This is a genomic window from Bradyrhizobium sp. UFLA03-84, from assembly GCF_002289535.1.
Taxonomy (GTDB): Bacteria; Pseudomonadota; Alphaproteobacteria; order Rhizobiales; family Xanthobacteraceae; genus Bradyrhizobium; species Bradyrhizobium viridifuturi.
In genome coordinates this window covers 925,606-949,317 of the sequence record NZ_NSJY01000014.1, presented here as the reverse complement: position 1 = coordinate 949,317, position 23,712 = coordinate 925,606, and the positions used below count along the sequence as shown (strand labels likewise).

Genomic DNA, 23,712 nt, shown 5'->3' with positions numbered 1-23,712 from the left:
CGAGGTTCGTGCCGGCATGATGGATTGCCTGACCGGGCCGGGCAATGACCTCCGAGGTAATCAAGCGGATGACGTCATGGCGCCGTGACAACCCTTGGCGAGTCTGCATACCGTCCGCGATGCGCGACTTCCCTCCCCGCCGGATCGTCTGCCTGACCGAGGAGACGGTCGAGACGCTCTATCTGCTCGGCGAGCAGGACCGCATCGTCGGCGTCTCCGGCTACGCGGTGCGCCCGCCGCGGGTCCGCCGCGAGAAGCCGCGGGTGTCTGCCTTCATCTCCGCCGACATTCCAAAGATCCTGGCGCTCGATCCGGATCTGGTGCTCGCCTTCTCCGATTTGCAGGCCGACATCGTCGCCGATCTCGTGCGTGCCGGCATCGCCGTCCATGTCTTCAATCAGCGCGACGTCGCCGGCATCCTTGCGATGATCCGCAGCCTCGGTGCGATGGTCGGCGCCGCCGATCGCGCCGCACGGCTCGCGCAAAGCCTCGAACAACGGCTGGCCGCGATCGCGGCAACGCCACGTCCGGCACCGCGGCCAAAAGTCTACTTCGAGGAATGGGACGAGCCGCTGATCAGCGGCATCGGCTGGGTGTCCGAACTGATCGAGATCGCCGGCGGCGCGGACGCGCTGCCGCATCTGCGCGCGCACAAGGCTGCCAAGGATCGCATCGTCACCCCTGATGCCGTGCGCGCGACGATGCCCGACGTGATCCTGGCATCCTGGTGCGGCAAGAAGGTCGTGGCCGACCGCATCAGGGCCCGTGACGGCTGGAGCGACATTCCGGCCGTCCGCAACGATCGCATCGTCGAGATCAAGTCGCCGATCATTCTGCAGCCCGGCCCCGCCGCGCTGACCGATGGGCTCGATGCGATCGTCAATGCGTTGTGGTCGCGGCACCCATGATTGCTCACCGCAGACACCATGAGGCTTCGGGGCAACGCTCGTCGCTCACGTCACTGCATTCACGACCTGATACTCTTGCCGGCGCCACACCTCGCCAATGATCACCTCCTCGATGATCTCGGCGGCCTTCAGCAGCTCGGCCTCGCCGATATAGAGCGGCGTGATCCCGAACCGCATGATGTCAGGCGCCCGGAAGTCACCGATCACGCCGCGGGCAATCAGCGCCTGCATGGCGGCATATCCGCCGGCGAAGGCGAAGGACACTTGCGACCCGCGCTGCGCATGCGTCCTTGGCGTTACCAGCCTCAGCGACGGACAGCGTCGCGCGATCTCGGCTATCAGCAAGTCGCCGAGCGCGAGCGAGCGTGCGCGGACTTCGCACATATCGACACGATCCCAGATGTCGAGCGATGCCTCCAGCGCGGCCATCGCCAGCACCGGCGGTGTGCCGACACGCATGCGCTCGACGCCGCCGGCAGGTTGATAACCGAGATCGAAGGCGAACGGCTTTGCGTGCCCCATCCAGCCAGACAACGCGGCGCGCGCCTGATCGGCATGCTGCGGCGCGACGTAAAGGAAGGCCGGCGCGCCCGGGCCCGCGTTCAGATATTTGTAGGTGCAGCCGGCGGCGAAATCGGCGCCGACGCCGGCGAGATCGACCGGCAGCGCGCCGGCCGAATGCGCGAGATCCCAGACCGTGACGATGCCCAGGGCATGCGCCTTCGCGGTCAGGGTCCGCATGTCGTGGCGACGGCCGGTGCGGTAGTCGACCTCCGTCAAATAGAGCACCGCAATGTCGTCCGACAGCGATGGCTCGACCTCCTCCGGGGCTAACAGCCGCAATTGATGGCCGCGCCCGAGCGTGGCGATCAGCCCTTCCGCCATATAGAGATCGGTCGGGAAATTGCCGGCATCGGACAGAACGACCTTGCGCTCCCGGTTCATCTCGAGCGCAGCCGCAAGCGCCTGATAGACTTTGAGCGACAGCGTGTCGCCGATCATCACCGTGCCGGGCGCGGCGCCGATCAGGCGAGCGATGCGGTCGCCCACGCGGCGCGGCTGCACGTACCAGCCGGCGCTGTTCCAGGCCCGAATGAGCTCATCGCCCCACTCTGACGTGATGACATGCGCAACGCGTTCGGCAACGCCCAGCGGCAACGCACCAAGCGAGTTGCCGTCAAGATAGATGACATCAGCGGGCAGATGGAACATTGCCTTGGTGTCGTCGTAGACGCGCAGTTGCGATTTCGCTTCAATCATGACACCTCGCCTAGAGGACGGTCCGGACACGCCACAGTTCGGGAAACAGCTCGACCTCGAGCATCCGCTTGAGATAGCTGACCCCACCGGTACCGCCGGTGCCGCGCTTGAAGCCGATCACGCGTTCCACCGTCGTCACGTGATTGAAGCGCCAGCGGCGGAAATAATCCTCGAAGTCGACCAGCTTCTCGGCGAGCTCATAGAGCATCCAATTGGCTTCGGGAGCTTCGTAGACACGGCGCCAGGCTTGCATCACCCCCTCGTCGAAGTGATGGGTCTCATGGACGTCGCGTGACAGGACGGCCGCGGGCATCGTGAGCCCCTTGCGGTCGGCAAGCCGGAGCACCTCGTCATAAAGGCTCGGCGTCGCAAGCTCGGTCTTGAGCAAGGCCGTCACCTCGGGGTCATGTGCGTGCGGCTTCAACATCGCGCCATTGCGATTGCCGAGCAGATACTCGATCAGCCGGTATTGATACGACTGGAGGCCCGAGGATTGTCCCAGCCGCGAGCGGAAATGGGTATATTCGCTGGGCGTCATGGTCCGCAGCACGTCCCAGGCATTGTTCAACTGCTCGAAGATGCGGGAGACGCGCGCGAGCATCTTCATCGCCGGCGACACCTCTTCGCGGGCGATGGCGTGGCGGGCGGCCCGGAGCTCGTGGATGGCGAGCCGCATCCACAGTTCGGAGGTTTGATGCTGGATGATGAAGAGCATCTCATCATGCGCATCCGAAATCGGATGCTGGGCGCCGAGCAGCGCATCGAGTTGCAGATAGTCGCTGTACGACATTTTCCGGGCGAAATCGGTCTCGGCGCCCTCGACCGCGGGATCGTAGTCGTTGCTGCTCATGACACATCCTCTCGATCGATCCCCTGCCTCAAGCAAGGCCCAGAAGGCGCCTCGTGATGGCAGAGGATGGATCCTTCAGCCCATCGACGACAGTAAAATGGTTATGCCCGGGGTCGACGACGAGGTGCGTGGGCACGTCGAACCCGGTCCAGATGTTGGCCATCAGCTCGGCCTGACGGATGAACTCGGGGCGCTCGCTACCACCGACCCAGGTGGTCAGCGGCGACTTGCCCCGTGGCAGATGCAAGGCGGCGCTTTCGATTGCGGCCTCGCCCATGTTCATCCGGAGCGTCGCGTTCATCGCGGTCTTCAGAAGCGGCCGCAGGTCGTGCAGACCGCTGATCGACAGCGTCGCCACGATCCTGTCGTAGACCTCAGGTTCGAGACGGCCGTCGTCGCACAGCATGCGCGTAACCAAATGGCCGCCTGCGGAATGGCCGGCCAATCTTATCGGCCCGGAGACCTCGCCCGCGGCCAAGGCAATCGCGGCCGCGATCTCGGCCGTGATGTCCGAGATGCGCGCAGCCGGTGCCAGCGTGTAGCTTGGCAGTACTACCGTCCAGCCGTGGCTTCGCGCGCCTTCCGCAAGGTCTGTCCATGACGATTTGTCGAAGCGCATCCAGTACCCGCCATGCACGAAGACGACGAGACCTTTGCTGTCGCCGTCCGGCAGGATCAGGTCGAGGCGCTGCCGCTCTGCCGATCCATAGGCAATATCCGGCTTGAATGATTTAAGTCTGGCGCGATAGGCCGCCGCCCGCTCCGCCCACCGCGCCGGCAGCGCATCCGACCCCGGCACGTGGGCCGAATTGGCGTAGGCATCATCCCAATCGCGCATCGTGGCTCCCCCGAAGATTCGCCGTCGATCGGACGCCATTTTGCCACCGGCGGAGCTGTTCGCCCAGCCTTTATTTTAAACCTAAAGCATCTGGGTGACCCGCGCCCGATCCCTCCCCGGCAAACGGAGCGATAGCGCGGCGGGCCCGCAATGCAGAAAGGCTACGCCTTCTCCACCCCGCACCATTCCGCGACGAACAGCGCCATGGCCTTGGTCGCTTTCCGCAGCGAGTCCAGCTCGACATATTCGTTGAAGCCGTGCATCGCCGCGCCGCTGGCGCCGAAGCAGAGGCTTGGGATGTCGTAGTTCAGGCCGTAGAACCGCGTGTCTGTCAGCGCGGTGAAGGCGCGATCTTCGACTGCTCCGCCATAGACCGCCTGATGTGCCTTGGCGAAGGCAGCTTCCGGGGCCTCAGAGTTCACCAGCTCGTAGCCTTCCGACAGGAAGCCCGACCATTCCACCTGCGGCGGATTGTTGGACAGGAAGCGATGGTCGCGCGCCGCAGCCGACACGCAGGCCAGGATCTCCTTCTGGCATTCGGCGATCGACCAGCCCGGCAAGACCGCGATACGGCAATCGACATCGCACCAGGCCGGCACGCTGGAAGCCCAGTCGCCGCCCTTGATGATGCCCGGATTGAAGTTGATCGGATGATTGACGTCCTTGAAATGCTTGTCGGCCTTGGCGCGCTCGTTCCAGGCGATCTCGAGCTTCTCCAGCGCATGCACCAGATGATACGCCGCCATGATCGCGTTCGAGCCGGCGCCGGCCTCGAACACATGCACCGGGAAGCCGCGCACCTTCAGGCGAAACCAGATCACGCCGACCTGCGAGCGGATCATCTTGCCGTTGGTCGGCTCCGGGATGAAGCAGGCATCGGCGCGATAGCCGCGCTGCAAGGTCGAGAGCGCGCCGACACCGGTGCTCTCCTCCTCGATCACGGACTGGAAGTGGATCCGCGCCGTCGGCTTCAGGCCGGCCTTCTTGATCGCATCCAGCGCATAGAGCGCGGCGATGGTGCCGGACTTCATGTCGCAGGCGCCGCGGCCATACATCCTGCCGTCCTTGATCACGGGCGAGAACGGCGGCGTCTCCCACATCTCCAGCGGACCGGTCGGCACCACGTCGCAGTGGCCCTGCAGGATCAGCGATTTGCCGGAATTGGTCGCGGGGCGGTAGGTACCAACCACCGTGCGCGCCTTGGAGAAATCGTGCTCGATCGGGCCGAAGCCGCGCAGATCCCTGAGCTCGTCGAGATCGATGTGCCAGTCGTCGACCTCATAGCCGCGCTCGCGCAAGAGGTCGCCGATCATGTCCTGGCACGGCCCCTCGGCGCCGCGGGTCGAGGGAATCGCGACAAAGGCCTGCGTCGTCGCAAGCTGCGCATCGAATCCCTCGTCAACGGCGCTAAGGATTCGTTGTTGCGTCTCGGCAGTCATGCGGCAGCTCCATGGGGAAGTCAGAAAAGGCGGGAGCCGCAGCGTAACCTGATTTCAATCCGCGGGGTATTGCGCAAAATAGGCATCCCGCAATGCATCTTCGAGCAGACGGCCTTCCGAATAGCCATCGAGCGTCGCAGGCCGCGTCACGCCGTCGAGCAGTCGCGGGCACGGCTCGGGCGCGCCGAGCACGGTGCGCACCGGAATGCGCTCGGCGTAGATCGGCAACTCGTAATCCTCGTCGTCATCGGCGACGCCCTTGGCACGCACCTTGGCCGAGGCCTCCTCGATCTCCATCGCGATGAACGAGGTCGCCTTGATCTCCTGCCTGTTGCTGGCGCGCAGGCTCGCGGTGCGCTCGGGAAAGAAGCGGTCGACCATCGCGACGATGGCCCGCTCCTTCTCTGCGGGATCGGTGACGAGATAGGCCGACCCGAACGCCATCACGGCGCGATAGTCGGCCGAGTGGTTGAAGCCGCAGCGCGCCAGCACCAGGCTGTCGAGATGGGCGACGGTCAGGCACACCCGCTGTCCTTCCGATTGGTTCTCCAGCATCCGGCTCGCGCTCGAGCCGTGCCAGTAGAGCCTGGTGCCTTCGCGCCAGAAGAACGTCGGCGTGCAATAGGGCTGGCCGTCGATCACATAGGAGACATGGCACAGCATCGAGGCGTCGAGGATCTTGTGCACGGTGACGTGGTCGTAGAAGCCGCGGTCATGGCGGCGCTTGACCCGGTTACGGGACGACAGCGGATAGGACGGAGTGGATGCGCCTTCGGTCACGGTTAAGCCTCGTCAAATCTGGAATCCGTCCAGAGTTGTAGCTGTTCATTTGGTCTGCGATAGTGCCAATTCCATGCGAAAAATTCCGACCAATTCCCGCAGTTCCGCGGCGCGCAAGCCCGAGCTGCCGCTTGACCTCACCGGCCCGCATGTCACGGCAGGCGCGGCTTCGCAGCAGCAGCTCTATCAGGCGCTGTGCCACACCATCGTCGGCGGCCTGGTCAAGCCGGGCGAGCCGCTACCGCCGTCGCGGGCGCTAGCCAGGCAGACCGGCTTTCGCCGCAACGCCGTCACCACGGCCTATGAGCGGCTGATCGCCGACGGCTTTGCAGTGGCAACCACAGGCTCCGGCACCTTCGTCGCGGCGCGCATTCCGGCGCGGGCCGGCGCACAGCGACGCGCGAAGATCGAGATCGAGCCGCCGCAGCACAGCGCGCTGTCGCTCGGCTGCACCCATATCGATGAGCGCGCGCTGCAGCGCTTCCGCGCCTTTGCCGGTCGCAGGCTGCGCGCCTTCGGCTCCGAGCACCTGCACTACGGCGATCCCCGCGGCAGCGGCGAGTTGCGCGCCGCGATATCGGACCATCTGCTCTCGGCGCGCGGGCTGCGCTGCGACCCCGACCAGATCATGCTGGCGTCTGGCACGCTGCACGCGCTGCGCATCGTGCTCGGAACCATCCTCGAGCCCGGCGACCAGGTCTGGTGCGAGGATCCCGGCTATCCCGCGGCGCGGCGTGCGATCGAGCATTGCGGCTATCGCCCGGTGTCGGTGCCGGTCGACGCTTCCGGAATGCGCATCGACAAGGGGCGCGCGGCCGGGTCGCAGGCGCGCGCCGCCTATGTCACGCCATCGCACCAGTTTCCGCTCGGCGTGCAGATGTCGATGCCGCGCCGGCTCGAGCTGCTCGATTGGGCACGGGAAGCCGGCGCCTTCGTGTTCGAAGACGATTACGACAGCGAGTTCCGCTACGACGGCGCGCCGCTGCTGTCGCTCGCCGGCATCGATCATCTGCGCCGCGTGATCTACATGGGTACGTTTGCGAAGACGCTGTTTCCGGGATTGCGGATCGGTTACTGCGCCCTGCCCGAGGCCTTGATCGGTCCGGTGACTGAAGCGCGCGCCGCGCTCGACCGCTTTCCCGGCACGTTGATGGAAGGCGCGGTCGCCGACATGCTGAACTCCGGCGCCTTCGCCGCGAACTTGCGCAAATCACGAAAACTCTATCGCGAGGCGCGCGACGTGCTGGCCGCGACGCTTGCCACTGCATCGGAGGGCGAGCTTACGGTTCCCGTGCCGTCGCAGGGCCTGCATCTCGTGGCGCGGCTCGATCCCGCGACCGACCCGTTGGTTGCCGCGCAGGCGAAGACGGCCGCCGGCGTCGGCGGCTGGTTGCTCGCCGAGACCTATCATCGCGCGCGGCCGCTGCCCGGCTTCGTGCTGGGATTCTCCGGTCATCCGGTTCCGCAACTCGTCGCGGCGGCGGAACAACTGGCGAAGACAACGTTGAGCGCGCTGCGCGCGACGCGCAAGATGTCCGTCAAGGCATCCGCCAAGCCACCGCGCTCTAGGAGAATCGCAGCCACCTGACTAAGGTCGCCGCTCGTTGAGTCAGTGTCCGCTTTACGGAGATACCGGATGCCCAATCGCAACGTCCTGTATCTCGTGATCGGCGCGCTGGTCGTGATCGCAGGCATGCTCGGCTACAACCTCTACCAGGCGAAGAAACAGCCCGAAGGCCTGCAGATCAATGTCGGCCCCGACGGGCTCAAGATCCAGAACAAGTGAAGGAGGCTGCGATGTTGCGCATGGGACTGGTCGCACTGGTCAGCATCGCAGCGCTTGGCGCGATGGTTCACTCCGCTGCCGCAGAGCAGTCCTTCATGCGCGAGGGTGACATCGTCGACCTCAGGGTCGGTCAACGCGTCTTCGTCGATGACGGCTCGTGCCCCGCCGGGCAGATCAAGCAGGTCGTCGGTTCCAAGCTGAGCGAGAACGGCGTAGTGCGTACCCGCAGTTGCGTGCCGCGGCTCGCCAAAAAATAAACGCCCCGCTGTCGCGAGGCGCTTCCTTCATCGCGGCTTTGACCTGATTGCTCAGTTCGAGATCGGCTCGAACATGCATTGCAGCGTCGGCTTGGCGATCTTGGTGAAGGTCGGGCCGATCTCGCCCTGCTTGGACGGTGGCACCCAATCAGTCTCGATGGTCGGAACGCCGGTCTCGCTAATCCCGCGCAGCAGCGCCTGGCGGAGATCGGGATCGTCCACCGTCGCAGCGGCATGATCGTGCAGGCAACCGCAAACGGCTTCGGGATGTGCCCAGCGGCCGAGCATATGCGGCGCGCACTGACGCACGAATTCGTCGCGCGGCTCAGGCACCCGGTACAGCGACCGGATCTGCATCGACTCGAGCGGAAGTTGGGATTGGGCTTGCGCGGAACCCGCCAAAGGGCCGATCACGGCGAGCGATGCGAGCATCGCGGCGGAACAGAGTCGGAGCAACATGGGGAGCCTTTACCGGCGTTTCTGTTTTTCGCGTCGCGATCAGTTGGCCTGCGCCACCACCATCGGGGCCGAAGTGACGACCGGCGAGCCGTTATATGAGAAGGTGCCGATGCCGGGCAAACCGTTGTCCGGGGTGCCGGCCATCGACGAACCGGCCATCACAAAGGCGAAGGCGAGGATCAGGCTCATGGTCCGCATCTGACAGTCTCCGTCATTTCGGGTCGGCGCTCGGCGCCGCTGTGTTGACGGTTTGATAACGATCTGCCGTTTCGGGAGTTCTGCGGAACAAGCTGAAAATGGTTTCGTCGCGATCAGAATTGTTTCGTCGGCCGGCAGCCCACGAAACATTAAGCGAAAAAACCCAATGCTTTCAATGGCAACGATGTGGCAAGCGGCCTGCTCAAGATTTCGCGCGTCCGACCGGCTCGGCTGTGGATGGCTCGATTATGCCTGCAAACCGAGTGGGCTACCGCGCTTTCTTAACTTTCCTCTGCTGAGACAGGAAGCAGTTCAGCAGGGGGCGGCTTGAACCGGGCCACGGTTCGGCCGACTCATCTGGGCGCCGTGCAACCAACTCCGCGGTGGCACGTTGTCGTGATCCCGATCCAACGGTTGTTGAGATCCAATCCAACGAAGGATGTCAGTCGTGGGCAATGGCAACATCGGTGTTGGCAATGAATCCGCGGCCCGCAAATCCGGCCAGCAGCAACAGATGACGGCCGCAATGCCGCAGCAGGGCGCTTACGTGATGGGTGACAATGAGTGCGCACCACAGAAGCTGGTCCGCCTCGTCGGCTGCCGCGACTCGAAGCTCAAGCCGAGCCTCAGCATTGGCACGAGGCAGTTCGGGCAAACCAAGCGCTAGCTCGCCTGCTGCTTCAGCCGCCCCGGCCAAGCCCCTGCTCCCGCTACTGAATGAACTCGCCGCACTTCTGCACCGCGGCAGCATCGGCCGCGCCCCATGGCATGATCGGCACCGATGACGTCGAGTTCTTCGGCGAGCCCTCGATCAGCTTGTCCGAATAGACCATGTAGACCAGCACGTTGCGCTTGGCGTCGCAGCCGCGCACGATCTGCATCTTCTTGAAGAACAGCGACCTCCGCTGGCGGAACATGTCGTCGCCCTGGCCGAGCTTGTTCTTGAAGCGGATCGGGCCGATCTGCCGGCAGGCCAGCGAGATATCAGAGACTTCCTCGGCAAGGCCAAGCCAACCCTTGAAGCCACCCTTCTCCGGCACCGTGAAGTGACAGGCGACGCCCTCGACCTCGGGGTCGTCGACGCCATAGGTCGCGAGCTTGTCGTTGGGGCTGACCCATTTGAACACCGTCGAGCGGCGGAAGATCAGGTCCGGCTCGTCCGCCGCAGCGGCAGAAGTTGCCTGCCCCAGGGTCGCCAATGAGGTGAGCAACATCAGCAGCGCCGCGCACCCCCATCGAGACAGCGGTCGGGCGTCACACAAGCTCACAGTTCTCGATGTCATTGAAGTCTCCGCGGGTGGGTCCCGCCCATGTAGTGCGCAAACGCCACACAGGAAGGCGCTGACAGTTCGGTGATCGCGCCCCGCGCTTTAACCTCTTGTGAGGCTTTTTTGCTACTCTTTCGTCGAAAATCCGCCCCTCACGGAAGGGTTAGATCGCTTGCGCTGGTGAACGCGTTCGGCGTCTGCGACAACCAATAGATAGTTTGGACTGGGATTCGGAATATGCGCGCAAGCGGACGTCGGATTTCGATTTTTGATTCTGCGAATGGGCGGTTCTGGCAGTTTGCAATTCTGACTGCGGTTGGCACCGTGGCCGCCTCCTCGCAGGCCGACGCGGCGCTGTTCTACTGGAACCGCGATTCCACCTATTACGGCGATGTCGAGCCGATGCCGCAGCCGGTTCGGCCGAAGCCGAAGCGCAATCTCGCCAAGAAGAATCCAGCGATCGCGAAGGAGGCCGGGAGCAAGCCACAGGGTCCCCTGATCATCTCGGTCTCGATCGACCAGCAGCGGGTCAGCATCTACGACGCCAACGGCCTCTACGCAGAGAGCCCGGTGTCGACAGGCATGAAGGGGCACTCGACCCCGATGGGTGTCTTCAGCGTCATCCAGAAGCAGAAGTACCATCAGTCCAACATCTATAGCGGCGCGCCGATGCCGTACATGCAGCGCATCACCTGGTCGGGCATCGCGATGCACGCCGGTGTGCTGCCCGGCTACCCTGCCTCGCATGGCTGCATCCGCATGCCGATGTCGTTTGCGGTCAAGATGTACAACTGGACCCGGATGGGCGCCCGCGTATTCGTCACGCCCGGCACGATCTCTCCGGAGAATTTCTCTCACCCGCTCCTGGTGACGCAGAAGGTCACGCCGCAACAGCCGGTGGCCGACGAGATTCTGAAGATGGATGCGCCGCTGGGCGTGAAAAGCGACAAGGGCGCGGACAAGCCGCAGACCGGACTCGATTTGCGCAGCAGCGTCGGACATACCGCCGCCGCGTCACTGCGCGACAACACCCACACTGCCGACGCCAGCGGCGCGAGCGCGTCGGTGACGATGTCCGACGCGTCCTCCGCCGCGAGTGATCCCATCGCCGACAAGCTTGCAGCCGACCCATCACAGCCGACCAAGCCTGAGATCGCCGCGGCCGACAAGCCGGCCGAAACCAATTCCGCGGCCAGCAGCGTCGCCGCCGATGAGAAGGCGGTCAGCGAAACCACTGGCAGCACCGATACGCCGAAGTCCGAGGTCTCCGCCAACGACCCGGTGAAGGCGGAAGCCAAGGCCGACGAACCGAAGGCGGATGCCGCCAGACCTGATGTCGCCGAGGCGCCCAAGGTCGACACGAAGACCGATGCATCGAAGACCGATGCGGCCAAAGCTGATGTCACGAAGGACGCCGCCAAGGCGACGGATGCCGTCAAGACCCTCGACAAGCCCGCCGAGGCAGCAACCGCAGCGGACGCGCCCGACGCCAACAAGGATGTAGCCAAGGATCCGGCGCGATTGCCGGGCATCGCCAAGATCGACGTGTCGAAGCGTGCCGGCCAGATCGCGGTGTTCATCAGCCGCAAGGATTCCAAGCTGTATGTGCGGCAGAACTTTGCGCCGCTGTTCGACGTGCCGGTGACGATCGCGGCCAGCGACCGGCCGCTCGGCACACATGTGTTTACCGCGGAAGCCGACAAGTCAGATGCCAATCTGCTGCGCTGGTCGGTGGTGACGCTGCCGACCCGCAACGCTGCCCGCATCGACGTCGAGGAGCGCGCCTCGCATCGCCGCAAGGTAGCGGCCGCAGCGCCGGTCGAGATGAAGCCGCAGCCGGCGACCAACAGCCCGGCCGAGGCGCTCGACCGCATCTCGATCCCGGCTGACGTGATGGCGCGGATCAACGAGGCGCTCGGCACCGGCGGATCGATCATCGTCTCCGACCTCGGCGTCAACCAGGGCGAGACAGGCGAAGGCACCGACTTCATCCTGCCGCTGCGCTGAGCCCCTCTATAACGCCTTCTTGAAAGCCTGCGCCTGCCCGCTGGATTATGATGCGAGCCGCATCTGCTCCGGGGACGAGACCATGATGGACCGCAGGACACTGATGGTGGCAGCCTTGGCCGCGGCCGCAGGCTCCCGTGCGCTGCATGCCGAGCAGCCCGCGATGAGCCGGATCATCGCCTACGCCTTCTCGTTCCCGGCGCTCAGTGGCGGCGACATCCGCCTTGCTGACTATGCCGGCCGTCCCCTGATGATCGTGAACACGGCTTCGCTGTGTGGCTTCACGCCGCAATATGCCGGCCTGCAACAATTGTGGACCGAATTCCGCGACCGCGGCTTCGTCATCATCGGCGTGCCCTCCAATGATTTCGGCGGCCAGGAACCCGGCGGCCCGACCGAGATCGCCGAGACCGCGCAGCATCAATACGGCGTCACCTTCCCGATCGCAGCGAAAGCGGTGGTCCGGGGAGGAGGCGCGCATCCGTTCTACCGGTGGGCGGCGGAGGCACGGCCGAAGGACGTGCCGCGCTGGAATTTCCACAAATACCTGATCGGCCGCGACGGCTATATCGCCGACGTCTTCCCTGAGTCGGTCACTCCCGACGACACCCGCATCAAGACCGGGATCGCACGGGCCTTGGCGGCGGCCTAAGAAGCACCGATAATCCCCGGAATTAACTGGGATTTCGGGCACAGCCCCGCCACGTTCATTGCCTTGGCGCCGCCACTGCGACTAGGGTACGATGAGTTTGGGGCGAAAGCGGCCCGGTCGCGGCAAAGCCGGTACCGGGAGCGCGATCAGCAGGGAACACGCCATGCGCATTGCGGCAGGTCTGATTTTCGCAGGGACCGTATCGTTGCTCGCGTCGAGCGCAGCTTGGTCGCAGACGCCGCCCGCCAAGGGCGCCCCTGCTGCGCCGGCGGCAGCTCCAGCCGCCGCAGCTCCAGCCGCGGCGCCTGCACCCACCGCAGCGGCTGCCCAAGTGCCTCCGAAGCAACCGGCGCAGCCGGCACGCGCCGCCTGCACCAATCCGAACGCGCTCGGCGTCGCCCGCACCGTCGAGATCGACACCACGGGCGGACCGGGCTTCGGCTTCGAGCATTTCAAGCAGCTCGACTTCCTGCGCGACCATGAGGTGGTGCTGACCTTCGACGACGGTCCATGGCCGGGCAACACGCCGGCGGTGCTGAAGGCGCTCGCGGATGAATGCACCACGGGCATCTTCTTCCCGATCGGCAAGCACGCCACCTATCACCCCGAAATCCTGCGTCAGGTCTATGCCGCCGGCCACACCGTCGGTTCGCACACCTGGTCGCACGAGAACCTGAACAACAAGAAGCTGACCGAGGATCAGAAGAAGGACGAGATCGAGCGCGGCTTCGCCGCGGTCAAATGGGCGCTCGAAACCTCCCCCTCGCCGTTCTTCCGCTTCCCGGCGTTGCAGCATCCGCCGGAAATGGTCACCTATCTCGGCAACCGCAACATTGCGATCTTCTCCTGCGATCTCGACTCCTTCGACTTCAAGTCGAAGAACTCGCAGCAGGTGATCGACACCGTGATGAAGAAGCTCGCCAAGCTCGGCAAGGGCATCATCCTGATGCACGACTTCCAGAAGCACACCGCGGAAGCCCTGCCGACGCTGCTGACGCAGCTCAAGGCCGGCGGCTACAAGGTGGTCGCCATGCGCGCCAAATTCCCGGCGACCGTGCTGCCGCAATACGAGCAGGAGCTCGCCAAGGACGTCAAGCTGCCGACCGTGAGCTCGCGCCCGGTCAACAGCGTCGTCACCACCGTCGATCAGTAAAAGCGCCGGCGATCGTCCTGGTGTCTGAGTTGCGTATCGAGGGTTTCGTCATCGTCTCGGCCGATGGCCGGCTGGCGAATGCACGCAACGTGATGCCGGACGATCTCAAGATCGAAGGCGACAAGAAATTCTTCACCGCAGCGCTCGACCGCGCCGATCTCGTCGTGCACGGCCGTCACTCCCAGGAAGAGCAGCCGAACGCGCCGAAGCGCCGCCGCCTGATCCTGACCGGCAAGGTCGCGGCCCTCGCGCCCGACCCTGACAATCCGAAGGCGCTGCTGTGGAATCCAACCGGCTGCCCGTTCGACACGGCGCGCCGCGAGGCCGGCGTGACCTCCGGCATGGTCGCGATCATCGGCGGTCCCGGCGTGTTCGGCATGTTCATGGATCGCTATGACACGTTCTGGCTCTCGGTCGCCTCGAAGGTGCGCATCCCCGACGGCGAGCCGTGCTTTCCCGGCGTGCCTGCCCGCACCCCGCAGCAGGTGCTGTCAGCGCACGGCCTTCACGCCGGCGCGCCGCAGCTGATCGACCCGGCGCAGGATGTCAGCGTCACGCCGTGGCGGCGGAGCGTATAGATCCCGTGCAGCTTGCCACGAACAGCGTCATGACTTCCCTCGCGAAGGTAGTTGCTGGCATGGCGCTGGCGTCGCTGGTCACAACCAGCGCAGTCGGCGCCTGCAAGACCACTCTGCGCGGCGAACTCGTGCAAGCGCCCGGCGACCGCAAGGCCGATGTCGGAGAATTCCTCTACTTCTACCTCGTCGAAATGACGCCGGAGAGCCCGACAGGCTCAGAGAGGCGTTTTCAGTCCTTCGTGGTTCCCAACACGAGCAAGAGGCTTCCCATTCCGTTCGCCCTGGAGATCGATTCATCCAAAGACTGTCCAGGCGAACTCGAGCTGCGCGTCGATACCAAAGACCGAGATATCATGAGACTTGGCACCGATACGTCATCAGCTGGCGGGAAAACGGTCCGGCTTGAAAGGTTTGAGAGCGTACCTATGTGGGGACCATTTTTCTGAACTTCACAGCGGCGCATGAGTGCGTGACATGCCGACAACGCGTCGGACGCGTTAACGCATCGTAGGCCGCCGTGCGGTCCGCCGCCGCCCCCTATACGTCACCATACGCCGGATCGTCCCGGCGCGGACCGCGGCCGTAGCCGGCGATGATGAACAGCGCGCCGATCAGCGACAGGTTCTTCAGCGCGTCGATCAGGGTCCTGAGATTGTCGGGCGCCGGCTGATTCCAGAAATCATGGAAGTAGAAGGTGACGACGCACACATAGATGATCAAGAGCAGCGCGAAGAACCGCGCCAGCACGTTCACCGCGATCATCAGCCCGGCGAGGATCTCGAAGCCACCGACCACGATCGCCAAGAGCTGCATGAACGGCATGCCGACGAAGGTTTCGATCTGCTGCGTATACGGCGCGGCGATGGCCGGGATCGTCAGCTTCGCCGCGATCACATCCGCGGTGGCCTGGATGCCGAACAGCTTGCTCGCTCCCGAATAGAGGAACAGCACGGCAAACAGAATCCGTCCGAAGGTGATGAACGCTGGCATGGGTCGGCCTCACTGGATGGCAGAAATCGGACGAAGCAGGCGCAGCGATTATGGTCGCTCCGCCTGCTTCGATCAAATCGAATCCATCTCGGCTCGGGCACCATGCAGAAAACCGCGCTGCGGTTTTCCGAACATAACGTGCTCAAACAACGCCCGTCAGCCGAACAGCGTCGGTTGCGCGCGGCCGGCCCGCTCCTGGGCCTCGACCGCGGCGACCGCGGTCATGTTGAGGATGCCACGCGCCGTCACACCGGGGGTGAGGATATGCGCCGGGCGAGCCGGACCGATCAGGATCGGCCCCACCGGCAACGCGTTGGCCAGCGATTTGATCATCTGATAGGCGATGTTGGCCGCGTCGAGGGTCGGCATGATCAGAATGTTGGCCTCGCCTTCCAGCCGCGACTGCGGCAGCACCATGCGCCGCGCCGCGGCCGACAGCGCGGTGTCGCCCTGCATTTCGCCGTCGGCCTCGATCTCCGGATGCTTGTCCTTCAACAGCTGGGTGGCCCGCCGCATCTTGCGCGAGGAGTCGGTATCATAGCTGCCGAAGTCGGAATGTGACACGAACGCGACCTTCGGCTTGAAGGCGAAGCGCTGGACGTGGATCGCCGCGAGCGAGGCCACTTCCGCCAGCTCTTCCGCGCTCGGATTCGGCCGCACCTGGGTGTCGGCGATGAAATGGGCGCCGGTCGAGGTGATCATCAGCGCCAGCGCGGCGTAGTCGCTGACCCCCGGCAGGAAGCCGATGATCTCGCGGACATGGCGCAGATGGCTCATGTAGCGGCCCTCGACGCCGCACAGCATCGCGTCGGCCTCACCGCGCGACACCGCCAGCGCCGCGATGACCGTGTTGTTGGTGCGAACCACGGTCCGTGCTGCCTCCGGCGTCACGCCGCGGCGGCCGGCGACGTCGATATAGGACTGCACATAGGAGCGGTAGCGCGGATCGTCTTCGGGATTGACCAGATCGAAATCGCGGCCGGCCTTGATCGACAGCCCGAAGCGCTTGATCCTGGTCTCGACCACCGAGGGACGGCCGACCAGGATCGGCCGCGCCAGCTTTTCCTCGAGCACCACCTGGGTCGCGCGCAGCACCCGTTCATCCTCGCCTTCGGCGTAGATCACGCGCACCGGCTGGGTCTTCGCCTTGGCAAACACCGGCTTCATGGTGAGGCCGGAGCGGAACGAGTAGCGTTGCAGTTCGGCGCGGTACTCGTCGAAGTTCTTGATCGGCCGCGTCGCGACGCCCGACTCCATCGCCGCCTTGGCCACCGCCGGGGCGATGCGCAGGATCAGGCGCGGATCGAACGGGCTCGGGATCAGCGAGCCCGGGCCGAACCCCTGGGTCTCGCCGGTCTCGAGGCCATGGGCCACCGCATCCGACGGCGGATCGCGCGCGAGCTGCGCGATCGCATCCACTGCGGCATGCTTCATCGCCTCGTTGATCGCGGTGGCGCCGACATCGAGCGCGCCACGGAAGATGAAGGGGAAGCACAGCACGTTGTTGACCTGGTTCGGATAGTCCGAACGTCCGGTGCAGATCATCGCGTCGGGACGCGCCGCACGCGCCTCTTCCGGCATGATCTCGGGCACCGGATTAGCAAGCGCCATCACCAGCGGCTTGTCCCCCATCTGCTTGACCATCTCGGGCTTGAGCACGCCCGGCGCCGACAGTCCGATGAAGATGTCCGCGCCGGGAATGACGTCGCCCAGCACGCGTGCGTCGGTCTTCTGGGTATAGACCGCCTTCCAGCGATCCATCGTGGTGTTACGCCCCTCATAGACGACACCGTCGATGTCGCAGACAAAGATGTTCTTGCGCTGCGCGCCCATCGAGACCAGCAGGTTGAGGGTCGCGATCGCGGCGGCACCGGCGCCCGAGCAGACGATCTTCACGTCGCTCAGTTGCTTGCCGTTAAGCAGCAGTCCGTTGACGATCGCGGCGGCGACGATGATCGCGGTGCCATGCTGGTCGTCGTGGAACACCGGGATCTTCATGCGCTCCTTGAGCTGGCTCTCGATCTCGAAGCACTCCGGTCCGCGGATGTCCTCCAGATTGATGCCGCCGAAGGTCGGCTCCAGCGCGGCGACGGTCTCGACCACGCGTTCGATCGTGTCGGCCTTGATCTCGATGTCGAACACGTCGATGCCGGCGAACTTCTTGAACAGCACCGCCTTGCCTTCCATGACGGGCTTCGAGGCCAGCGGGCCGATATTGCCGAGGCCGAGCACCGCGGTGCCGTTCGAGACCACCGCGACGAGATTGGCGCGGGCCGTCAGCGTCGCCGCCTCGGCCGGGTTCTTGGCGATCTCGGTGCAGGCGGCGGCGACGCCGGGCGAATAGGCCAGCGCCAGGTCGCGCTGGTTGGCCAGCGGCTTGATCGCCTGGATCTCGAGCTTCCCCGGGCGCGGCAGCCGGTGATAGGCGAGCGCGGCGTTATGGAGTTCTTCAGACGATGACGACATGCGTGCTCCCCGCGTTTCCGGCCCAAATTTCTTGTTTCTGTGCTAATCCAGGCAAAGGTCAGTTGTCCGGCAAATCGAGCTGGATGTGAAGCATGTCCGGCCGCTTGGATGCAACATCCGATAATATCCCCGTCAACAGGCCCGGACGGCCCAATCCGCCGATGCTGCACCGACCGGCCACGGCTTGGCAATTTTTTCCCCTTGATGATCCGGAGTTGACCGAATGAAGAAAATTCTGCTCGGCCTGATCGCCGTCGCAGTGATCGCGGCCGGCGGCTACTTCGGCTTCGACCTTTATGCCCAGCGCCGGGTCACGCGCGACGTCGAGGCCGCCTTCGAGCAGGTCCGAGCCGCCGGTGCCAAGGTGAGCCACGGCAAGATCGCCTTCGACACCAAGAGCCGTACCCTGACGATTTCGGACATCGCCACCGAGTCGGGGACGCAATCCCCGGTCAGCGTCAAGATTGCCAGCCTCACGATGACCGGCCTCGGCCAGCCGGACGCGGCTCGGGTCTCCGCCGGCAATGTCGAATTCAGCGATATCGAGATCGGCGTAGCGAACCCGACGCCGACGATCGCCTCCCTGAGCTACAAGGCGCCGCGGATCACTGTGAAGGACTATTCCGGTCCCGCCGGCCTGCCGCAGCTCCCGGCCTCGTCGTCGATCCTCGAGTTGTACCGGTTTGGATTGGGGCAGCTTGCGAGCATCAACGCCTCATCCGTGAGCGCGCCCAACCTGACTGGAGCGATGACGTTCAGTGCGGCCGCACGTGCGGGCGACGGCGCCGGCGGCACGTTCGATTACTCCGGCCTTGCCATCGAAAACATGAAGGACGGAAAGATCGGGTCGAGCAAGACCGGCAGGATGACGTTCACGATCAACCAGCAGGCCGCAGGCAAGCCGGTCAAGATGACCGGCGACCTCGCCAATATCGTCGCGACCGATATCGACGTCGGCGCGATGGCGGCGATGTTCGATCCGGCCAAGGCCAACGACGACAGGGACTACCGGGTTCAAGGACATGTTTCGGCCGGTCCCTATGTGATCAGCGTGACGCCTGATGCCGCCACAGCCATGCCCGGCTTGAACATGCGGATCGATGGCGTGGCGATCGACGATGTCAGGATAAACCCGTCACGGATGCAACTGCCGGCGCTGCTGGCCATGATCCCGCCACCGGGAAGCCCGCCGCCGTCTCCGGCCCAGGCGCGCGAACTGCTGGAGAAGATCTCCAGCCTCTATTCGGGCGCCGGCATCGGGAATGCCGAGATGCATGGGCTCTTGGTTGAGACACCGAAGGGCCCACTCAAGCTGTCCTCGATGCGGTTCAACTTCGAACACGGCAAGATCGGCGAGCTCGCGGTCGAGGGACTTGACGGCAATGCGCCGAACGGTCCCTTCAAGGTCGGACGCTTCGCGCTGAAGGCGCTCGACGTCGCGAGCCTCATGCGGCTGTCGGCACAATTCGCCGGGCAGAAACCGTCGCCTGAACAGGCGCTGGCGCTATTTCCGATGATCGAGGGTGTTGAGGTCAAGGGTGTCACGTCGCCCTACAAGGCCACCGGCAAGCCGGTCAACATCGACGTCTTCAGCCTCGACTGGGGTCAGTTCGTCGGGCCGATCCCGAGCAAGCTGCACCTGATCGCGAAAATGGCGGCACCGCTGGATGCCGCCGATCCGCAGCAGCAGGCGCTGGTCGCTGCCGGAATAGACCGGATGGCCGTCGATGCCGATCTCGGCGCGGCCTGGACGGAGGCGTCGCGCGCCTTCGCGCTTGAGCCGGTCAAGCTCGACATGGCGGGCCTGTTGAAGGCATCGGCGAAGCTCACGCTCGGCAACGTGCCGCGCGAGGCGTTTTCGACCAGCGCCGCGGAATCCATCGGCGCCGCGGCGCAGATCGAGGCCGGCGTGATCGAACTGACCATCCACGATCTCGGCGTCATCGATCTCGCGATCGCGCAGTTCGCACGCAGCCAGAACGTCGGCCGTGACGAGGCGCGCAAAGCCATCCTTGATAGCATCAAGGCACAGGACGACGCGATCGGCGGAGGCAATCCGGATGCGGCAACCCTCGTCACCGCGGTCAGCCAGTTCATCGAGACGCCGGGGCAGACGCTGGTCATCAGGCTGACCCCGCGCGCGAAAGCGCCGGTGCTTCAATTGATGCAACTGCTCAAGACCGATCCGCAATCGGCGCTGGCGCAATTCAAGATCGAGGCGTCGACGGGGCTGTGATGTGGCTTCTCGCTCTCCCCGTTCTTCCGGGGAGAGCTTCGCGTCACCTCTCTCCACAAGGGCGTGGAGAGGTGACTTCAGAGGCTAGCTCTTCGCCGGCGGGTTAGGCCGGATGTGCAGCTCCTTGAGCTGCTTCGGCGTCGCCTCAGATGGCGCGCCCATCAGCAAGTCCACGTACTGCTGATTCATCGGGAACAGCGAGATCTCGCGCAGATTGTTGGTGCCGCAGAGCAGCATCGTGATGCGCTCGATACCGGCCGCCATGCCGCCATGCGGCGGCGCGCCGTACTGGAAGGCACGGTACATGCCGCCGAACCGGTCGATGACCTCCTGCTCGCCGTAGCCCGCGATCTCGAACGCCTTCACCATCGCTTCCGGCTTGTGGTTGCGGATGCCGCCGGACGCCATCTCGTAGCCGTTGCAGGCGATGTCGTACTGGAACGCCTTGATCGTGAGCGGGTCCTGCGACTGCAGCGCCTCGAGACCACCTTGCGGCATCGAGAACGGGTTGTGCGAGAAGTCAACCTTCTTGTTCTCCTCGTCATACTCGTACATCGGGAAGTCGACGATCCAGGCGAACTCGAACCGGTCCTTGTCAATCAGGTTCAGTTCCTCGCCGAGCTTGGTGCGCGCGAGGCCGGCGAACTTCCAGAACTTCTCGGGATCGCCGGCGACGAAGAACGCGGCATCGCCTTCCTTCAGGCCGAGCTGGTCGCGGATCGCAGCGGTGCGCTCCGGGCCGATGTTGTTGGCGAGCGGGCCCGCGCCCTCGCCGCCCTCGCGCCACATGATGTAGCCGAGGCCGGGCTGGCCTTCGCCCTGCGCCCAGGAGTTCATGCGGTCGCAGAACGCCCGCGACCCGCCGCCCTTGCCCGGGATTCCCCAGACCTGGTTCTTCGGGTCCTCCAGCATCCGCGCGAACACCTTGAAGCCGGAACCGCGGAAATGCTCGGAGACCTCCTGCATCACGATGGGGTTGCGCAGGTCCGGCTTGTCGGAGCCGTATTTGCGCACGGCCTCGGCGAACGGAATCCGCGGCCAGTTTTTCGTGACCGGCTTGCCATTGGCGAATTCCTCGAACACGCCCGTGATGACCGGCTCCAGCGCCGCGAACACGTCGTCCTGGGTGACGAAGCTCATCTCGACGTCGAGCTGGTAGAACTCCGGCAGGCGATCGGCGCGCGGGTCCTCGTCGCGGAAACACGGCGCGATCTGGAAGTAGCGGTCGAAGCCCGACATCATCAGCAGCTGCTTGTACTGCTGCGGCGCCTGCGGCAGCGCGTAGAACTTGCCGGGATGGATGCGCGAGGGCACCAGGAAGTCGCGTGCGCCCTCCGGCGAGGACGCCGACAGGATCGGGGTCTGGAATTCGAAGAAGCCCTGCCCCTTCATCCGCCTGCGGATCGAATCGACGATCGCGCCGCGGGTCATGATGTTCTGGTGCAGCTTGTCGCGACGCAGGTCGAGAAAGCGGTACTTGAGCCTGATGTCCTCGGGATATTCCTGCTCGCCGAACACCGGCAGCGGCAACTCGGCCGCCGGGCCAAGCACCTCGATCTCCTTGATGTAGACCTCGACCGTGCCGGTCGGCAGTTCCGGATTGTCGGTGCCGGCGGGACGGCGGCGCACCTTGCCGTCGATCCGCACCACCCACTCCGAGCGGAACTTCTCGACCTCGGCGAACGCCGGCGAGTCCGGATCGGCCACGCACTGGGTGATGCCGTAATGATCGCGCAAATCGACGAACAGCACGCCGCCATGGTCGCGGACCCGGTGGACCCAGCCTGACAGCCGGGCCGTCTGGTCGATATCGCTCTCACGGAGCGCGCCGCATGTGTGTGACCGGTAGCGATGCATTTTCGTTCCAAAACTGATGTCGGAGGGTCGAATCGCGACAGGGCCAAAATGCCCCGTCCGAAGTTGCGGAGGGTTTACCCGACGGGGCCGGGTGCGGCAACCAATGGAACGCCGCCTTTTCGGGCCAAACCGCAGATTTTCGGCACCGACGCAGCCAATCGTTTGCCTATTCGGGCCGCCGGCCTATCTTTCCGATATGACCGTCCATTTCCCGTTCCAGAACACCTATTCGGCGCTGCCGGCGAACTTTTTCGCCCGGGTCGCGCCGACCCCCGTGGCCGCCCCCCGGCTGATCAAGCTGAACCGGCCGTTGGCGCTCCAGCTCGGGCTAGATCCGGACCTGCTGGCCACGGCGGAGGGCACCGAAATCCTCGCCGGCAAGCGGCTACCTGACGGCGCCGACCCGATCGCCATGGCCTATGCCGGCCACCAGTTCGGACACTTTGTTCCCCAACTCGGCGACGGTCGCGCCATCCTGCTCGGCGAGGTCATCGACAAGGACGGCGTCCGCCGCGACATCCAGCTCAAGGGATCAGGCCCGACTCCGTTCTCCCGCCGCGGCGACGGCCGCGCCGCACTCGGTCCGGTCCTGCGCGAATACATCGTCAGCGAGGCGATGTTCGCCCTGGGCATCCCGACCACCCGCTCGCTCGCCGCCGTCGTCACTGGCGAGCCGGTGATGCGCGAGACCGCGCTGCCGGGCGCGGTGCTGACCCGGGTCGCCTCGAGCCACATCCGCGTCGGCACCTTCCAGTTCTTCGCCGCCCGCGGCGACACCGACGGCGTACGCGCCCTCGCCGACCATGTCATCGCGAGGCACTACCCCGAGCTGAAGGATGCCGCCCAGCCCTATCACGCGCTGCTCGCCGGCGTCGTGGCGCGGCAAGCCGCGCTGGTCGCGCGCTGGCTCCTGGTCGGCTTCATCCACGGCGTGATGAACACCGACAACACCTCGATCTCGGGCGAGACCATCGACTACGGCCCCTGCGCCTTCCTCGATGCCTACAATCCGGCGCAGGTGTTCTCCTCGATCGACGAGATGGGCCGCTACGCCTATGCCAACCAGCCGCGCATCGCGCTGTGGAATCTGACCCGGCTCGCCGAATGCCTGCTGCCGCTGTTCGACAGCGAGCAGGAGAAGGCGATCGAGCAGGCGCAAGTGATCCTCGGCGAATTCCCCGAAAAATTCACCGCGGCCTATCAGGCCGGGCTGCGCGCCAAGGTTGGCTTCTTCACCGCGCAGGATGGTGACGAGGCGCTGATCCAGGACCTGCTCGACGCGATGGCGAAGAACGCCGCCGACTTCACGCTGACGTTCCGGCATCTCGGCGCGGCAGCAGCCGATGACGCCGCCGACGTCCGCGCGCAGTTCACTGATCCCGCAGCATTCGACGAATGGGCCACCCGCTGGCGCGCCCGCCTCGCGCTGGAGCAGCAGAGCGCAGCCGAGCGCAAGGCCGCGATGGCTGCCGTCAACCCGGCCTTCATCCCGCGCAACCACCGCATCGAGGCGGTGATCCAGGCGGCTGTCAACAGCGACGACTACGCGCCGTTCGAGGAGTTGCTGACGGTGCTGGCAAAGCCGTTCGAGGACCAGCCGCAGTTCACCTCCTACGCCGATCCACCGCTGCCCGAGCAGATGGTGACGCAGACGTTCTGCGGGACGTGAGGCACCGGCGTCATTGCGAGTAGTTTCGTAGGATGGGTAGAGCGCAGCGAAACCCATCAAT

General features: G+C 64.9%; 23 protein-coding genes. 12 read left to right on the top strand and 11 right to left on the bottom strand.

Going from position 1 to position 23,712, the window contains the following annotated elements; all coding sequences use genetic code 11:
* Positions 1-119: 119 nt before the first annotated feature.
* On the top strand, positions 120-908 hold the full coding sequence (locus CK489_RS25995; protein ID WP_095734299.1) for a cobalamin-binding protein: 789 nt from the start codon (positions 120-122) through the stop codon (positions 906-908).
* A 45-nt stretch (positions 909-953) separates the two neighbouring features.
* Here CK489_RS25995 and kynU read toward each other — a convergent pair whose 3' ends face one another.
* From kynU to CK489_RS25970, 5 genes are all read right to left on the bottom strand, one after another.
* Positions 954-2,168 (bottom strand): kynureninase, encoded by a 1,215-nt coding sequence (kynU, locus tag CK489_RS25990; protein ID WP_095734298.1) that lies wholly within the window; start codon positions 2,166-2,168, stop codon positions 954-956.
* A 10-nt stretch (positions 2,169-2,178) separates the two neighbouring features.
* Positions 2,179-3,018 carry a tryptophan 2,3-dioxygenase gene (gene kynA / locus CK489_RS25985; RefSeq protein WP_050627597.1) on the bottom strand — a complete coding sequence of 280 codons (840 nt, stop codon included), beginning with the start codon at positions 3,016-3,018 and terminating at the stop codon, positions 2,179-2,181.
* Positions 3,019-3,046: 28 nt separating this feature from the next.
* The gene (locus tag CK489_RS25980; protein ID WP_095734297.1) at positions 3,047-3,856 is read right to left on the bottom strand and encodes a hormone-sensitive lipase; all 810 of its coding nucleotides are present in this window, start codon (positions 3,854-3,856) and stop codon (positions 3,047-3,049) included.
* Between the two features lie 161 nt (positions 3,857-4,017).
* The gene (locus tag CK489_RS25975; RefSeq protein ID WP_095734296.1) at positions 4,018-5,295 is read right to left on the bottom strand and encodes an ArgE/DapE family deacylase; all 1,278 of its coding nucleotides are present in this window, start codon (positions 5,293-5,295) and stop codon (positions 4,018-4,020) included.
* A 54-nt stretch (positions 5,296-5,349) separates the two neighbouring features.
* Complete coding sequence (locus CK489_RS25970) at positions 5,350-6,075, bottom strand: pyridoxamine 5'-phosphate oxidase family protein (protein ID WP_095734295.1); 726 nt, start codon at positions 6,073-6,075, stop codon at positions 5,350-5,352.
* 73 nt (positions 6,076-6,148) lie between these two features.
* Between CK489_RS25970 and pdxR the strand changes: the two genes are divergently transcribed.
* From pdxR to CK489_RS25960, 3 genes are read left to right on the top strand one after another with little or no spacing between them, the layout of a single operon-like run.
* The gene (gene pdxR, locus CK489_RS25965) at positions 6,149-7,663 is read left to right on the top strand and encodes a MocR-like pyridoxine biosynthesis transcription factor PdxR (RefSeq protein ID WP_095734294.1); all 1,515 of its coding nucleotides are present in this window, start codon (positions 6,149-6,151) and stop codon (positions 7,661-7,663) included.
* Between the two features lie 48 nt (positions 7,664-7,711).
* The gene (locus CK489_RS41835) at positions 7,712-7,861 is read left to right on the top strand and encodes a hypothetical protein (protein WP_021079695.1); all 150 of its coding nucleotides are present in this window, start codon (positions 7,712-7,714) and stop codon (positions 7,859-7,861) included.
* Positions 7,862-7,881: 20 nt separating this feature from the next.
* On the top strand, positions 7,882-8,118 hold the full coding sequence (locus CK489_RS25960) for a DUF6719 family protein (protein WP_347336287.1): 237 nt from the start codon (positions 7,882-7,884) through the stop codon (positions 8,116-8,118).
* A 51-nt stretch (positions 8,119-8,169) separates the two neighbouring features.
* Here CK489_RS25960 and CK489_RS25955 read toward each other — a convergent pair whose 3' ends face one another.
* Both CK489_RS25955 and CK489_RS41830 read right to left on the bottom strand, forming a co-directional pair.
* Positions 8,170-8,577: a hypothetical protein gene (locus CK489_RS25955; RefSeq protein WP_095734293.1), complete on the bottom strand. Its 408-nt coding sequence runs from the start codon at positions 8,575-8,577 to the stop codon at positions 8,170-8,172.
* A gap of 39 nt (positions 8,578-8,616) precedes the next feature.
* Complete coding sequence (locus CK489_RS41830) at positions 8,617-8,775, bottom strand: hypothetical protein (RefSeq protein WP_021079698.1); 159 nt, start codon at positions 8,773-8,775, stop codon at positions 8,617-8,619.
* Between the two features lie 439 nt (positions 8,776-9,214).
* Here CK489_RS41830 and CK489_RS25950 point away from each other — a divergent pair, with 439 nt between their 5' ends.
* Complete coding sequence (locus CK489_RS25950; RefSeq protein WP_095734292.1) at positions 9,215-9,442, top strand: hypothetical protein; 228 nt, start codon at positions 9,215-9,217, stop codon at positions 9,440-9,442.
* A gap of 43 nt (positions 9,443-9,485) precedes the next feature.
* Here the strand turns inward: CK489_RS25950 and CK489_RS25945 are convergent, their stop codons facing one another.
* Entirely contained in the window at positions 9,486-9,989 is a 504-nt protein-coding gene (locus tag CK489_RS25945) for a CreA family protein (RefSeq protein ID WP_050627593.1), read from the bottom strand.
* A 291-nt stretch (positions 9,990-10,280) separates the two neighbouring features.
* On the opposite strand from CK489_RS25945, the gene CK489_RS25940 reads away from it, so the two are divergent.
* The 5 genes from CK489_RS25940 to CK489_RS25920 all read left to right on the top strand — a co-directional run bounded on the left by CK489_RS25940 (position 10,281) and on the right by CK489_RS25920 (position 14,879).
* On the top strand, positions 10,281-12,050 hold the full coding sequence (locus tag CK489_RS25940) for a L,D-transpeptidase family protein (protein ID WP_095734291.1): 1,770 nt from the start codon (positions 10,281-10,283) through the stop codon (positions 12,048-12,050).
* Positions 12,051-12,132: 82 nt separating this feature from the next.
* The gene (locus CK489_RS25935; protein WP_095734662.1) at positions 12,133-12,702 is read left to right on the top strand and encodes a glutathione peroxidase; all 570 of its coding nucleotides are present in this window, start codon (positions 12,133-12,135) and stop codon (positions 12,700-12,702) included.
* Positions 12,703-12,865: 163 nt separating this feature from the next.
* Entirely contained in the window at positions 12,866-13,855 is a 990-nt protein-coding gene (locus CK489_RS25930; protein ID WP_095734290.1) for a polysaccharide deacetylase family protein, read from the top strand.
* Positions 13,856-13,875: 20 nt separating this feature from the next.
* A complete protein-coding gene (locus CK489_RS25925; RefSeq protein WP_095734289.1) occupies positions 13,876-14,433 on the top strand; it encodes a dihydrofolate reductase family protein in 558 nt (185 codons plus the stop codon).
* A 29-nt stretch (positions 14,434-14,462) separates the two neighbouring features.
* Positions 14,463-14,879: a hypothetical protein gene (locus CK489_RS25920; RefSeq protein ID WP_143278219.1), complete on the top strand. Its 417-nt coding sequence runs from the start codon at positions 14,463-14,465 to the stop codon at positions 14,877-14,879.
* Between the two features lie 91 nt (positions 14,880-14,970).
* On the opposite strand, the gene CK489_RS25915 is transcribed toward CK489_RS25920, so the two are convergent.
* Positions 14,971-15,423, bottom strand: a complete 453-nt coding sequence (locus CK489_RS25915; RefSeq protein WP_095734288.1) for a DoxX family protein — start codon at positions 15,421-15,423, stop codon at positions 14,971-14,973.
* Between the two features lie 156 nt (positions 15,424-15,579).
* Positions 15,580-17,889 (bottom strand): NADP-dependent malic enzyme, encoded by a 2,310-nt coding sequence (locus CK489_RS25910; RefSeq protein WP_095734287.1) that lies wholly within the window; start codon positions 17,887-17,889, stop codon positions 15,580-15,582.
* Between the two features lie 223 nt (positions 17,890-18,112).
* Between CK489_RS25910 and CK489_RS25905 the strand changes: the two genes are divergently transcribed.
* On the top strand, positions 18,113-20,125 hold the full coding sequence (locus CK489_RS25905) for an aq_1923 C-terminal domain (protein ID WP_095734286.1): 2,013 nt from the start codon (positions 18,113-18,115) through the stop codon (positions 20,123-20,125).
* Between the two features lie 84 nt (positions 20,126-20,209).
* On the opposite strand, the gene aspS is transcribed toward CK489_RS25905, so the two are convergent.
* Complete coding sequence (gene aspS / locus CK489_RS25900; RefSeq protein WP_095734285.1) at positions 20,210-21,982, bottom strand: aspartate--tRNA ligase; 1,773 nt, start codon at positions 21,980-21,982, stop codon at positions 20,210-20,212.
* Between the two features lie 196 nt (positions 21,983-22,178).
* Between aspS and CK489_RS25895 the strand changes: the two genes are divergently transcribed.
* The gene (locus CK489_RS25895) at positions 22,179-23,651 is read left to right on the top strand and encodes a protein adenylyltransferase SelO (RefSeq protein WP_095734284.1); all 1,473 of its coding nucleotides are present in this window, start codon (positions 22,179-22,181) and stop codon (positions 23,649-23,651) included.
* Positions 23,652-23,712 lie beyond the last annotated feature (61 nt).

Bases quoted from the DNA above. Each gene is read 5' to 3' on its own strand.
- CK489_RS25995 (WP_095734299.1), top strand. From the start codon at position 120: ATGCGCGACTTCCCTCCCCGCCGGATCGTCTGCCTGACCGAGGAGACG.
- kynU (WP_095734298.1), bottom strand. From the start codon at position 2,168: ATGATTGAAGCGAAATCGCAACTGCGCGTCTACGACGACACCAAGGCA.
- kynA (WP_050627597.1), bottom strand. From the start codon at position 3,018: ATGAGCAGCAACGACTACGATCCCGCGGTCGAGGGCGCCGAGACCGAT.
- CK489_RS25980 (WP_095734297.1), bottom strand. From the start codon at position 3,856: ATGCGCGATTGGGATGATGCCTACGCCAATTCGGCCCACGTGCCGGGG.
- CK489_RS25975 (WP_095734296.1), bottom strand. From the start codon at position 5,295: ATGACTGCCGAGACGCAACAACGAATCCTTAGCGCCGTTGACGAGGGA.
- pdxR (WP_095734294.1), top strand. From the start codon at position 6,149: ATGCGAAAAATTCCGACCAATTCCCGCAGTTCCGCGGCGCGCAAGCCC.
- CK489_RS41835 (WP_021079695.1), top strand. From the start codon at position 7,712: ATGCCCAATCGCAACGTCCTGTATCTCGTGATCGGCGCGCTGGTCGTG.
- CK489_RS25960 (WP_347336287.1), top strand. From the start codon at position 7,882: ATGGGACTGGTCGCACTGGTCAGCATCGCAGCGCTTGGCGCGATGGTT.
- CK489_RS25955 (WP_095734293.1), bottom strand. From the start codon at position 8,577: ATGTTGCTCCGACTCTGTTCCGCCGCGATGCTCGCATCGCTCGCCGTG.
- CK489_RS41830 (WP_021079698.1), bottom strand. From the start codon at position 8,775: ATGCGGACCATGAGCCTGATCCTCGCCTTCGCCTTTGTGATGGCCGGT.
- CK489_RS25950 (WP_095734292.1), top strand. From the start codon at position 9,215: ATGTCAGTCGTGGGCAATGGCAACATCGGTGTTGGCAATGAATCCGCG.
- CK489_RS25945 (WP_050627593.1), bottom strand. From the start codon at position 9,989: ATGTTGCTCACCTCATTGGCGACCCTGGGGCAGGCAACTTCTGCCGCT.
- CK489_RS25940 (WP_095734291.1), top strand. From the start codon at position 10,281: ATGCGCGCAAGCGGACGTCGGATTTCGATTTTTGATTCTGCGAATGGG.
- CK489_RS25935 (WP_095734662.1), top strand. From the start codon at position 12,133: ATGATGGACCGCAGGACACTGATGGTGGCAGCCTTGGCCGCGGCCGCA.
- CK489_RS25930 (WP_095734290.1), top strand. From the start codon at position 12,866: ATGCGCATTGCGGCAGGTCTGATTTTCGCAGGGACCGTATCGTTGCTC.
- CK489_RS25920 (WP_143278219.1), top strand. From the start codon at position 14,463: ATGACTTCCCTCGCGAAGGTAGTTGCTGGCATGGCGCTGGCGTCGCTG.
- CK489_RS25915 (WP_095734288.1), bottom strand. From the start codon at position 15,423: ATGCCAGCGTTCATCACCTTCGGACGGATTCTGTTTGCCGTGCTGTTC.
- CK489_RS25910 (WP_095734287.1), bottom strand. From the start codon at position 17,889: ATGTCGTCATCGTCTGAAGAACTCCATAACGCCGCGCTCGCCTATCAC.
- CK489_RS25905 (WP_095734286.1), top strand. From the start codon at position 18,113: ATGAAGAAAATTCTGCTCGGCCTGATCGCCGTCGCAGTGATCGCGGCC.
- aspS (WP_095734285.1), bottom strand. From the start codon at position 21,982: ATGCATCGCTACCGGTCACACACATGCGGCGCGCTCCGTGAGAGCGAT.
- CK489_RS25895 (WP_095734284.1), top strand. From the start codon at position 22,179: ATGACCGTCCATTTCCCGTTCCAGAACACCTATTCGGCGCTGCCGGCG.